Raw genomic sequence first — 12,721 nt, forward strand, 5'->3', positions numbered from 1 at the left:
GCCACAGACTGAGCCGCACGCGCGTTTGCACAATGGCCTTCTGCTCTGTAGCGTTTGACACTGTACCGGGTTGCCGGATTTACATCTTCCGCTCAGCACAGAGGACCCCATGCACAGACGCGCCGTCATTGTTTCTGACCCTACCCCGCTGACCCGTCTGCCAGTCCTTTCCGGGACACTGGGAATTGAGCTTTTCATCAAGCGCGATGATCTCGCGGGACCAAGCCTGGGCGGCAACAAAGCCCGGCAGCTTGAGTATTACTTTGGTGCCGCCGGTGCCGCGGGCGCTGATACGATCCTGATCACCGGCGCGGTACAATCCAACTTCGTCCGGCTTGCGGCTGCGGTTGCAGGATCGCTTGGCATGCGCGCAATTGTGCAGCTTGAAGAGCGCGTCGCCGATGACAGCCCGCCCTATCGCCGTTCAGGCAACGTGCTGTTACTGCAGATGCTCGGTGCTGAAGTCATGCACTATCCCGAAGGCGAGGACGAAGCCGGCGCTGACCGGGCGCTGGAAAACCGCGCAGCAGAGCTGAAACGGGATGGCCGCGTGCCTTACATTATCCCGCTCGCCGAAGGACACCCTCCGCTTGGCGCGCTGGGATATGTGGACGCCGCCCGCGAGATCCTGGCGCAGGACGCGGGGTTTGATACCTTTGTCGTCGCCTCAGGCAGTGGCGCCACGCACGCGGGCCTTCTGGCCGGGCTGCGCGGTGCGGGCTCGCGGGCTCAGGTGATCGGAAGCTGCGTGCGGCGCGACAGAGTCTCTCAGACAGCGCGCATCGGGCGTGTGACAAAACGGCTTGCGCAGATCTGCGAGGATGCCCGTGCCGTGCGTGACAATGATATTCTGATCTGGGACGGCGCGCTGGCGCCCGGCTACGGACGCATCGGGCCGGTGGCGGCAGATGCGATGAAGATGATGGCGACCAGCGAAGGTCTGCTGCTTGACCCGGTCTATACGGCCAGGAGTTTCGCGGCCGTCCCCGCACTTGTCGCGGACGGCACAATCGCGCCGGGCAGCAGGGTCTGCTACATCCATACCGGGGGGCTGGCGGCGCTATTTGCCTATTCTGACCACATCGGTGGTGCGAACTGAGCCTGGGAGAAGACCGGCGCAGCACCTGCCCCACGCAGGACACCCGGACCGGTCACATCACCCTAAGACGATGTTCATGCCCCGGGCCGGGTGTCCGATCTGCATTAATCAGCAGTCCGGTTCAGCCGGACTGATCTGTTGCAGGCGCCGTCCGGCTTCTGACGTCAAAAATCACATCCACCCGGCCGGCGTTTTCAAAGATCAGCGTCGCCGGGATCTGCTCGCCGGTCTCAAAGGGATCGCCCTGCAGGCCCATGAACATGACGTGAAAGCCGCCGGGGGCCAGAACTGTGGTCGCGCCCGCCGGGACCTCAACCGCATCGACGTGCATCATGCGCGCGACGCCGTCTTTTTCTTCGGTGGTGTGGATCATGACGCGCGGAAAATCCGCCTCGACGCCGATCAGACGGTCGGCGGTATCGCCGGTGTTGGTGATCTCAAGATACCCGCCGCCCGCCATTGCCGTGACAGGGGTTTCAAAGACAAAGGGATGATCGATCACCAGATCGCCCGCTGTGATCTGCTGAGCGGTTGCGGGCGTGGTGGTAAAGGCTGCAACGATGGCAGCCACGGCAAAAGCCGGAAAAAGAATAGTGTTCACTGTGGTACTCCTTGTGAAGCCGGGATGAACCCCCGGTCGCTTCTGTCTGAAATTAAAGATTAAATCAGACAGCAGGCGGCGCGCGCTGCGCATTCACACGGTAATGACGGATCGGATGAACTGGACCTGAAACAGCTGTCGGACCGGTGATTTCGGGGGTGTCCCGACGCAGCACCAGCTGGCCGGACGGGATAAGGATCTCCGGAGCGGCCTGGATAAGACATTCCGGGCAGTGCACAGGATCAGCACCCCCGCCGCTCAGATCAGCACACAGATCTGAAAGCGTTCCGCCGGCGAGAATCCAGGCCCGCAGATCAGGATCAGAGAGGCGGGCATCTGCGTGACGGGTCGTGGCCATGGCTGCGCTGGTTGCAATCAGCGCCAGAACAGTCACTGCACGGACAAAACGGGACAGGATGCCGGATATCATGGCACAATAATACTGCGCGGCCCGCGCGACCACCAGCGACAAAATCTCTCCGCGACAGCAGGTCACCCCCGGCGTGCGCAAGCTTCAGATATCAGTCACAGATTTCCTGCCAGCAAAGCTTACTGGCATAGCGCGGACGGGTGAAAACGAAATTGTTGATGTCGCGCGTGCCAAGTCCGATGTTGAAAAAGGTGTTAAAGTTCGCCTGCGTCTCGACCACAATGATCTGATCATCGTCCGGCATGACCGGCAACCTGTCGGCCCAGCCGGTGATGTCCGTGGTCTCCAGAGGCTCCATCGCGCCGCGTGTGTGCGACCAGATCACGGAATATATTTCTGTCGGCAGATCGTAGCTGACCACTGATACGCGCAGACTGGTCGCTTCGGCAGGACGGGTCAGCGTGTCAAAAAGCTGATGCGTACCATCGAGAAAGTTATTGTCGAGCGGCGTCGCCTGGCGGGAAATCAGATCCGAGATCGTATAGGCGGCTTTCTGGTTATTTGTATATTCACGGAACGCATCAAAGAATGAGAACATCGCGAGATAAGACCAGAAAACCATTGGCAGAATGATGATCGCTTCTACTGCGACCGCCCCTTCTTCGCGGCGCCGGAACCGCCCGGGAAACTGTATGATCTTGTGCGCGGGATTCTGCATTATCCAGGCTCCTGCACAAAGGCCGAGGTCGCGAACATGGCCGCCTGCCCCGAGCCGTCTTTGACAAAATGAAAACCGAGGCCCGTCGTCGGGAAGATCGGATCAAACTTCACACAGGCGCGTACCATCATCAGATCATGCTCCTCACCGGTCTGGTAATTCGGGTCGTCATCGCTGGTCACCGGCTGAGAGCGGTCAACGCAGTCGATGTCCGATGAAAGCTGCGTGAAACTGCGCGGATCAACCTTGATCATTTCAAGCTTCAGGCTGTCGGCACAATCGGGGATAAACGGTGCCTGGGCACAGATCACGTCCTTGAGACCATCGTGATCCGGGATTGAACCGGTGTTGAGGCGCACCTCCCGCACGGCGATATCGAGGCCCCGGTCCAGCCAGAACTGCCGCTTGGCGTAAAGCCCCAGCTCAAAAGCTGTCAGCAGGATGGTAAAGAGCAGCGGCACCAGCAGCACAAACTCGATAACGATCTGGCCGTCTTCTGACCTGGCAAAGCGACGTGAAAAGCGGGACATAACAACGCTCATTGTGTCAGCCTCAGCTGGTTGATCTGGCGGGCGATCGACTTGAACGCGGTGCGGATTTCCACGCCCTCCACATCGTAAAAGAAGGCCGGCGCAGAAGCACAGTTGCGCATCTGATCCACCGCAGCGGAAGGTGCCTCAAAGGCGATGGTATAGATCAGGATGCCGTTTTCTTTTGCCTCATCGCACATTTTGTAAAAGCTGCTGACGTTGGTGCCTTTGCTGCTGATCTGTTCGCGATCGCCGCCGCGACCGGCCAGCTCATCGTCGGGGTTTTTGTAATACGTGGGATTTTTCGGACGTACCTGTTCCGTGATCTGGCCGTCCGTCATCAGAACGATGAATTTGCGGGTGTCCTCATCCTCAAATGCACCGGGTCGGTCGGTGAAAGCATCCGGTATCAGGCCCTCGGCATTCAGCGCCCTGAAGGTATCATTCGACGACGGATTAAGCAGCGCAACGCCGTATTTCATGCCATAATGCGTGCCCGTGCCATCGTGCAGGCGGATCCTGTTGATATACTCTTTCAGCGTATCGATGTTGTTCTGCGCGTACTGGATGGTGGTGTCGTTCTGCGGGCACCAGCCCCAGTCCATCGTGGGCCAGTCGATCGACCAGTTCATGAAATACGGCGTCTGCGCATAGCCGCCCGAGGGCAGATCGATGTTGTCAAAATCATCCGAACCGATCTCAAGACAGGATGACACGGTATTGTACGGCACATAAATCTCGACCTCTTCGGGGTCTTCGGCAGGCTCCTCACCTTCTGCCGGTTCGGGCGTGAAGGTGTAGGTAAATCCATAGGGTTCGGGATCGCCGTCGGCGTTGATCGTGGTTTCGCCAAAGGGCACGCCCCCCGCGCGGTCAAACACCAGACGACCCGGGTTCGTCTGCCCTGCATAGGGCACCAGATTGACCGAAGTTGTGTTAACGGCGACACCATCCAGAACGGCGGTGATAAAGTCATTCGCTGCCAGACGCATATTGCCGATCCGGCCCTCAAAACGCATAGACCCGGAGATATCGAGCACGAGCGAGATTTCGGTTTTCTCGATCACCTCTTCGGCGGTGCCGGAGGTATAGACCGGCAGCCAGTCCACGCCTGTCATCGACATATAGCTTGTGGGCGTGCGCGTGCGTGCCTCGGCCGTTACGATGCGGTAGTTGGTGGTGGGCAGATCAGCGCCCGGCGTGATGCTTACATCTTCGAGAAAGTCGCTCATGCCGGCCTTGGCAAAGTAGTCATCGACCACATCATCAGCCCTGAGAGGCTGGTCAAGATCGGCGGCCGCAAGGATCGCACGGTCGAGCGTATTCTGCACCCGCGTCCGCATGACCTCATTCTGCATCAGATCGACTGCGATGCCGCAGATCATCAGCATCATAAAGATCATAAAGGTCGCAAAAATGGTGACCGCGCCGCGTTCATCCCGTGCGAACTTCTGTACATTTTCATCGCAAAAACATGCAGCGCATGGCTTTCTGCGGGCCTTTGTCACCGATACTGACACCGGGCATACCTCCAGATACTGACACCAACCCACCTGAGTTCCCTCTCAGAAAACGGGGAAAGTCTGGCGATAATCCGGCGGCGGGTGTGCCCAGACGGCGGGGCGCCCCGCAGTCCGACTGTTTCCTCAACCGGGCGGGTTTCGACGGTTCCAGGTCCCCGCGGGGCGCAGATCTGCTCCGGACTGTGCGTCAGCAGACAGAACAGAGACCATAACCCGCCCGGCCACGCATTCCGGGCAGGACCGTGTGAAACAATCGAATTTTAGACATCCCGGAAATGCACCAGAAACGGGAACTTTATTTCGCCACAATCGTCCCGAAGCTGCCCGGTAAGTGTTTAAAATTGTCCGGACCCGGCAGTTTTTCGGACTTCTTTTGTCCGAGTGTGATCAGGCCGCAGTGTATGATTCGCCGCTTTTCAGCCCGGCGCAGGCCGGCACCTTAAGCGGTTCTCATCCGCGCACGCGGGTATAATCCGGGTCGTATGGCCCGGCCCCGATCACACGCGCGGGCACCATTTCCCCGAGCAGGTCAATTTCCAGACCGGTATCCGGATCGGCGAACGACGGGTCCACAAATGCCAGTGCAAGGTTAAGGCCTGTTCTGTGCCCCCAGGCCCCTGATGTGACGGTGCCGACGACCCTGTCGTCTGTCATGAGTGATGCGCCCCCCGGTGCCGGTGCCTCTCTGGTGTCGACAGCGAGTGTCACCAGACGCTTTCCCGGTCCGGCCGACTGCCGTTCAAGCAGCGCCTCACGGCCGATAAAATCAGGCTTATCCACCGTGACAAAACGATCAAGACCGGTCTCCCAGGGATCGAACTCAGTGAGAATATCAGCCTTCCAGTGCAGATAGCCCTTTTCCAGTCTCATTGAGTCCACTGCAAGCGCGCCGAAGAGGCGCATGCCGTGGGCCTCGCCGGCCGTGCGCAGGGCCAGCCAGGCGGCATAAAGCGATGCGTTGGGCACGTGAATTTCGTAGGCCAGCTCGCCCGAAAAGCTGACAGCCATCACAGTGGCCGGCGCGATGCCGATGAAGCACTCGCGCACACTGAGCCATGGAAAAGCCGACACCGACCAGTCCGCGCGGCTCACCGCTCTGATGACGTCGCGCGCGCGCGGGCCTGCGAGCACGAGGATTGTCTGGTCATTGGTCAGCGAGCGGACGGTCACGTCTTCGCCGGGGCCAATGTGAGATGTGAGCCAGTCCATATCGTGCAGTTCAGAGGCCGCAGCAGAGCCGTACCAGATCCGTTCCGGGCCGCGTTCTGAGGCCGGCAGGCGGGCAATTGTCGCCTCTGCCTTGAGCATCCCCTGCTGGTTAAGCAGATAGCTCAGTCCGACACGTCCGGGCCGGCGCTGCAGGCGGCCGCAGATCATGCGATCGAGAAAGCTCTCCGCATCCTGCCCCGTGATCTCAAAACGGTTAAACCCGTTCACCTCGGTCAGACCGACGGCATCGCGCACAGCCGCGACCTCTGCGGCGACAACGTCGAAAGTTTCGTCAAACCTGAAGCCGTGGGTGACGGTGAATTCCGCACGGGGTCTGAAATATTCCGCCCGCTCCCATCCGTTGACGACTGTAAATGCAGCCCCTTCTGCGGCCAGAACCGGTGTCAGCGGTGTTGTGCGCGCCATGCGACCCGCCGGACGGTGTTCGTTGGGAAAGTGAAAACGGAATTCGTTCTGATAGTCTTCTATCGCCTTGAGCGCGGTCAGTTCGGTTGTGGCGTGTCCGGCAAAACGCCGGGGATCAATCACCCAGGTGTCGTAGCAGGCCTCGCCGTGCACGATCTGCTGGGCCAGCAACCAGCCGTGCCCGCCACCCTCTCCGAGGCCCGCGCGCAGGCCGATGATACAATAGGCGTTGCGTTTGCCCGGCACCGGCCCGACCAGCGGCGCCCCGTCGATGGTATAAGTGATCGGCCCGTTGACGATGGTATGAATACCGGTCTCAGTGAGCGCCGGCATACGCTCAAATGCGCCCTCCAGCACGTCGGTGACGCGATCAAGATCATCCGGGCAGAGCGCATTCACGAAATGCGGGTCGATGCCGTCCATGCCCCAGGTTTTGCAGTCCTGCTCGTAAAAGCCCACAAGCAGCCCGTTCTTTTCCTGCCGGCAGTAATAATCGCTGATCGGGCAGCGCAGAAGCGGCATGCGGTGGCCGGCGTCCCGGATCGCCGGGATTTCTTCGGTGACGAAATACTGGTGCTCCATCGAGGTGACGGGGTGTTGCACGCCCATCATCGCCCCGACCTCGTTGACGCGGTATCCACAGGCATTCACGACCACCTCGCAGGTAATGTCACCCTTGTCAGTGTGTACGGTCCAGGTGTGATCTTTGTGCTGTGTGAGACCGGTGACCGGCGTGTCCCGATATACTTCTGCCCCGGCCTGGCGCGCGCGGCGGGCAAGCGCCTGACAAAGCTGTGCGGGATCGATATCGCCATCACCCGGATCCCAGAGCCCGCCCATAAGGTTGTCGGTGCTGATCAGCGGGTGGCGGCGGGCGCATTCGGCGGCATCGATAACTTCGAAGTCCACGCCCATGCCCCGCGCCATCGAGGCAAAATGCCGGTATCCGTCCATCTGTGCTGCGGTCCCCGCCAGCCGGATGCCGCCGTCGCCGTGGTGGTAACTTATCGGATATTCGGGATCGGCCGCGAGTTCCCGATAGAGTGAAATGGAATGGCTTTTGAGGCCGACCATCGTCTGGTTCATGCCGAAATTCGTGACCTGTGCGGCGGAATGCCAGGTGGTGCCTGACGTAAGCTCATTGCGCTCCAGCAGCACCACGTCGGTCCACCCTTCCCGGGTCAGATGATAAAGGGTCGAGCACCCTGCAATGCCGCCGCCGATCACAACCGCGCGTGTGTGTTTTTTCATGCCGCTGGCCCCCTGCTGTTGCGATCAGAGGCGATCTGCCCGGCGGCAGAAATCTTCTGATACTCACACCGTCAGGACCATAAATCACCCGCCTCCGCAAGATTTTAACCGGGCCCTCACCGGAGAGCCCCCTTCAGAATACCCGCGCCTGCCCGTCTGGCGGGTCGGCGTTTCGGGGGCGGACTTTCCGGCATCCGGCCATTCCGGCTGCCACGCACGTCTTCAACCGGAGTGATGAAACCTGCGTCTGCTGCGGTCCGGGCCGCGCAGCCCGGTACGGTCAGACACCGGTGAGCCTGCCGTTATTGTGCGCGATATCACCCAGAAATGCAGTGATACTGTCCGCATCCATGGGCCGTGCAAGACCATACCCCTGCAGAAAACAGCAGCCGATCTCCTGCAGCAGGGCCACATGAGCGGAGGTTTCCACCCCTTCCGCGACAACACGGACATCGAGCATCCGGCCAATACCGACGATGGTACGGATCAGTTCGCGCTGGCGGTGCGATCCGACAATCGGCTGCACCAGCATCCGGTCGATCTTAAGCCGTTTCGGCGCGATCCGGAGCAGGCTTACAATTGAGGCATGTCCGCTTCCGAAATCGTCGATCTCAATATCGATGCCCAGTTCTTCGATCAGACGCAGGTTCGTCTCAATCACTTCGTTTTCAGCATCAAGATAGGTCGATTCGAGCAGTTCAAACGATAACCTGTCAGCCGGCAGATCCATCGCCTGCAACCGGTCGCCGAGTTTGGGATCATTCAGACGGTGCGACGAGACATTGACGGAAATGCCCGGGACGTTCAGCCCCATGCCTTCCCAGTGCTGCAGGTCGGCCAGTGCTTTTTTCAGCACCAGTTCGTCGAACTGCGCGAGCAGCCCCATATCTTCGGCCGTGCTGAGGAACTCATCCGGCATCATCAGGCCAAACTCTGAACTTTCCCAACGGGCGAGCGCCTCCAGCCCGGTCAGTTCCAGTGTCTGCGCGTCAAACTGTGGCTGGTAATGACAGGTGATCTCGCCCTGATCAAAACCTGCCACAAGCGCATCAAAAGAGTTTTTCCGCCGCCGCGCCTCTTCTTTCATGGCCGCATCAAAGAACCGGAAACGCCCCCGCCCGGCTTTTTTCGCAGCATAAAGCGCCAGATCGGCGTTTATAAAAAGGCCGGTATCCGCCACAGCGCAGTTCTCGGACACCGCGATACCGACGCTGGTGCCGATGTTGCACTGCTGCGATCCGTAAAGAAACGGGCGCGACATCCGGCGGATAATGCTCCGCGCGATCCGACAGAGCTCTTCGCGGCCCGGCGAACGCACAAAGAGGGCCACAAACTCATCACCGCCCACACGCGATACTAGTGTATCGGGCGGCAGGCCGTCTTTAAGGACGCGGGCGGCATGACACAACGTTGCATCGCCTGCATCGTGACCGAGCGTGTCGTTGATCTGTTTGAAATGGTCGATGTCAAAATGAAGGACCGCGGGGTTCATGCCGTCTTCGTCCGCGCCCGCGCCGAGACCGCTGAAGACATCGTCAAGGTACCTGCGGTTGGCCAGCCCCGTCAGGGCGTCATGGCGGCTTTCGTGCTCAAGGCGCACGCGCGCCTGTTCAAGTTCGCCCGCATGCAGATAATCCCGGGTGACGTCTATGTTCACACCGTAATAGCGGCCATTGCCGTCCGTCTCTGTCACATATTTTCCGCGCGTCCGGATAACCCGTTCTTCACCGTCGGGCCGGATGACCCGAAAATCACAGGCGATATCCTGTCTTGCGGCAATGCAACGGTCGGCCAGCTCTGTTACGTCATCGCGGTCGTCGGGATGGATGCTTTGTGCCCAGTCTGACGACGGCACATTGTTGCCCTTTGCGGTGATGCCAAACATCTCAATCAGGCGATCATCCCAGAAGGCTCCGGTTGAGCCGATATCAAATTCCCAGCGGCCCATGCCGGCGGCATCCATCGCTGTCTCGAGCCGGCGGGCCATCCGGTTGCTTTCCATCTCAACCGTCTTGATGTCGGTGATGTCCGTGTCGGTTCCGATGATGCGCGCGGGGAAGCCTGCCGCATCGCGGCGCACCACACGTCCGATGCTCAGAAACCAGACCCAGTGTCCGGCAGTGTGCCTCTGGCGGAATTTATAGTTGATGACATCGGTTTCGTTTTCATCGAGCCTGCGCAGTTCTTCTTTTATGTGGTCGAGATCCTGCGGATGGATCGTCCTGAGCCAGTCCTCTGTCGTGGCGGGGATCGGATCGCCTGCCGTCAGACCACGCAGTGTTTTCCAGGTGCCCGAAACATAGTGCCTGTCACGTTCGAAATCATGATCCCAGACCGCCTGATTGGCGCTCAGCACTGCCGTTTTCCAGCGCCATTCGCTTTCGGCCAGCGAAACGTCATCCTGCATCAGTACAGGTGCTTCCGCATCCGGCTTTGACTGCAGCAGAAACCCCAGCAGAGCATCGCCCGCATCGTGCAGCGGGCTGAAGCGGAACACCCGCGCCGCACAGGCGACCCTTAGGGTCAGAACCGACGCCCCCCGCGCATCAGCGTCATCATAACAGCCGGGAATATCCTGCGGATCGGGCAACTGCCCGTCACAAACCAGGTCACTGAGCAGGCGACCCGGCAGCGGCGCATCCTTTGCCACCTGCAGGGCGCGGCACGCCAGATCATTGGCAAATACCACGCGCAGGTCGACGCCAACAAACAGCGCCGGCACCACCAGCGCATCCGTAAGTGCGGCGGCCGAAAACCCGAGACTGATGTCATTGCTGTGGTGCATGCGATCCCTGCCTGATGCAGGTATTGCCTAAACCCCAGCCTTTAAGGCCCCGTTATCATGTAAAAATGTAACTTTATTGAGTGCAGCGATCCGAGGCAGTCAAAGACCGGTGCGCATCTGATAGCCCGGCGCGAAAAGGATCCTGACGCGGGTGACAGCGCGCGTCGTGTCCCAGGTCAGCCGCTCTGTCACGAAGAGGGGCGCCCCTGCAGCACACCCCAGAAGCGGGGCATCTGCGGGACCTGCCACTGTGGCGGAAAATGCAATCTCACCATGGGTATAGGCGGCGTTCTGCAACAGCCACTCGTTGGCGCTGATACGTTCAAAATGCGCGTCGGCAACACCCGGCACCACCCCGGGATCAATCCAGCGGTTTTCCAGCGCAAAGGGCCTGTCATCCGCCAGGTGCAGCGCACGGATGTGCAGCAGTGTCCCGTCCGGCGGCAATTGCATTGCAGCGCTTTCGGCAACCGGCGGGATTTCCGTGCTGCGCGACAAAAGCTGATAACCGTATTTGCGCCCGGTGCCCTCAATCTCTTCGCGCATCACCGGGATGGTCAGGGTGGCGCGTGCCGCGGGGTTTGACGCCACCCGTGTGCCCGCTTTGCGGCGGCGGTCCAGCAGACCGCTTTGCGCGATATCACGCAGTGCGCGGTTCACGGTACTGCGGGCACAGCCGAATTCAGCAGCCAGATCCGCCTCGTTGGGGATCATCTCTCCGGGTTTCCAGTCGCGCGCATGAATGCGCCGCAAAACCTCAGCGCGCACGCTCTGCCAGTCGCGCAGCACCGGCGCGGTCACAGGATGTCCCTCAGGCCAGACATCGTTCTCAGGTAAGCTGTGGTGATCCGGTCCTTGTGGATGTGGCGGCCCTCGCGAACCATGTGCCGGCCCGAAGACCACAGATCAGTGACAAGCGCATCGCTGCCCGCAAAAATCCAGGCATCGGTGATCTGATCCCCAGAGCGTTCCCACAGATGGACCGATAACGCATCCAGCGCCATCAGATCGGCCTGATGCCCTGCTGCGATCTCCCCGCTCCTGCGCCCGGCGGCCCGGGCGCCCCCGGCACAGACCGCATCAAATATCCGCCGTCCGGCAGAATGCTCACGCGTGGCCAGCGCCGCTCTGCTCCCGTCGCGCAGCCGCTGAGAGTACTCCAGCGTACGCAACTCTTCGGCAAGCGAGATGCGGATATTACTGTCAGAGCCCACAGCAAAGGCCCCCCCGGCGCCGGCCCAGCGAACACCGTCAAAAATGCCATCGCCCAGACTGCTTTCCGTGATCGGGCACAGACCGGCCACAGCACCGGTGGCGGCGAGAGCGGTCGTTTCCCCGGGGGTCATCTGCGTGCAGTGGATCAGACACCAGCGCGGATCAGGCGGCATATTATCCAGCATCCAGGTTACGGGGCGCGCCCCGAGTGCGGCCTCAACCTCCGCCACCTCCGCGCGTTGTTCGGCAAGGTGCATATGCACCGGCACGTCCGGGAAGAAGTCAGCACAGGCTCGCAGATCGTCCGGGCGCACGGCGCGCAGCGAATGCGGCGCCACACCAAAGCCCGCGTCCTGCGGCAGACGCCCGAGGGCCCGGCGGGCATCTTCGCAGAGCTGTGCGAAAGCATCGAATTCATTGCCGAACCGGCGCTGGCCCCCGTCCAGAAGTCGCCCGTCGCAGCCACCTGTCGTGTAGAGCACCGGCAGCAGGCACAGGCCGATGCCGCTCTGCCCGGACGCTGCCACAATGCGCTCTGACATCTCACCCGGTGCGTCATAAGGCACACCGCCCGGCCCGTGATGCAGATAGTGAAATTCCGCACTGGCGGCATAGCCTGCTTCCTGCATTTCCATCTGGACAAAGGCCGCAATCGCTTCGACCTGATCAGGGTTGAGATGGTCGAGAAAACGGTACATCAGCTGCCGCCAGGTCCAGAAGCTGTCACCGGCCTGCGGCCCGCGCCGCTCAGTGAGCCCCGCCATCGCCCGCTGAAAGGCGTGTGAGTGCACATTCACCGGCGCCGGCAGCAGAATGCCGGTCCTGTGTCCGCGCGGTTCCGCCCCGGTTGTGACGCGCGAAATAAGACCCTCCGCGCCGGCTTCCACCAGCACCGCTTCGGCCCATCCCTGTGGCAACAGCGCTTTCTCCGCCCAGATTTCCTGCATCAGTCTTCCACTTGACAGAATTATTATGTGCATACATAAAATCATCA

Annotated in this window: 10 protein-coding genes; 1 reads left to right on the top strand and 9 read right to left on the bottom strand. The window is 60.6% G+C overall.

Annotated elements, in window-relative coordinates:
• Window positions 1-109: 109 nt before the first annotated feature.
• The gene (locus tag G3256_RS10975) at window positions 110-1,099 is read left to right on the top strand and encodes a D-cysteine desulfhydrase family protein (protein ID WP_169640854.1); all 990 of its coding nucleotides are present in this window, start codon (window positions 110-112) and stop codon (window positions 1,097-1,099) included.
• Between the two features lie 121 nt (window positions 1,100-1,220).
• Here G3256_RS10975 and G3256_RS10980 read toward each other — a convergent pair whose 3' ends face one another.
• The 9 genes from G3256_RS10980 to G3256_RS11020 all read right to left on the bottom strand — a co-directional run bounded on the left by G3256_RS10980 (window position 1,221) and on the right by G3256_RS11020 (window position 12,674).
• On the bottom strand, window positions 1,221-1,700 hold the full coding sequence (locus G3256_RS10980) for a copper chaperone PCu(A)C (RefSeq protein ID WP_246227543.1): 480 nt from the start codon (window positions 1,698-1,700) through the stop codon (window positions 1,221-1,223).
• A 64-nt stretch (window positions 1,701-1,764) separates the two neighbouring features.
• Window positions 1,765-2,172 (bottom strand): hypothetical protein, encoded by a 408-nt coding sequence (locus G3256_RS10985; RefSeq protein WP_169640856.1) that lies wholly within the window; start codon window positions 2,170-2,172, stop codon window positions 1,765-1,767.
• Between the two features lie 49 nt (window positions 2,173-2,221).
• Window positions 2,222-2,788, bottom strand: a complete 567-nt coding sequence (locus tag G3256_RS10990) for a TadE/TadG family type IV pilus assembly protein (RefSeq protein ID WP_169640857.1) — start codon at window positions 2,786-2,788, stop codon at window positions 2,222-2,224.
• On the bottom strand, window positions 2,788-3,318 hold the full coding sequence (locus G3256_RS10995) for a TadE/TadG family type IV pilus assembly protein (RefSeq protein WP_246227547.1): 531 nt from the start codon (window positions 3,316-3,318) through the stop codon (window positions 2,788-2,790). Before G3256_RS10995 ends, G3256_RS10990 begins: the two co-directional genes overlap by 1 nt.
• 8 nt (window positions 3,319-3,326) lie before the next feature.
• Complete coding sequence (locus G3256_RS11000; protein ID WP_343044348.1) at window positions 3,327-4,871, bottom strand: TadE/TadG family type IV pilus assembly protein; 1,545 nt, start codon at window positions 4,869-4,871, stop codon at window positions 3,327-3,329.
• A 420-nt stretch (window positions 4,872-5,291) separates the two neighbouring features.
• A complete protein-coding gene (locus tag G3256_RS11005; RefSeq protein WP_169640860.1) occupies window positions 5,292-7,727 on the bottom strand; it encodes an FAD-dependent oxidoreductase in 2,436 nt (811 codons plus the stop codon).
• 280 nt (window positions 7,728-8,007) lie between these two features.
• Window positions 8,008-10,512: a sensor domain-containing protein gene (locus G3256_RS11010; protein WP_169640861.1), complete on the bottom strand. Its 2,505-nt coding sequence runs from the start codon at window positions 10,510-10,512 to the stop codon at window positions 8,008-8,010.
• 99 nt (window positions 10,513-10,611) lie between these two features.
• Window positions 10,612-11,313, bottom strand: coding sequence for a histidine utilization transcriptional repressor HutC (locus G3256_RS11015; RefSeq protein WP_246227549.1), 702 nt, complete (start codon window positions 11,311-11,313; stop codon window positions 10,612-10,614).
• Window positions 11,310-12,674 (bottom strand): formimidoylglutamate deiminase, encoded by a 1,365-nt coding sequence (locus G3256_RS11020; RefSeq protein ID WP_169640862.1) that lies wholly within the window; start codon window positions 12,672-12,674, stop codon window positions 11,310-11,312. Before G3256_RS11020 ends, G3256_RS11015 begins: the two co-directional genes overlap by 4 nt.
• Window positions 12,675-12,721 lie beyond the last annotated feature (47 nt).

The sequence above is a fragment of the Roseobacter ponti genome, assembly GCF_012932215.1.
GTDB lineage: Bacteria > Pseudomonadota > Alphaproteobacteria > Rhodobacterales > Rhodobacteraceae > Roseobacter > Roseobacter ponti.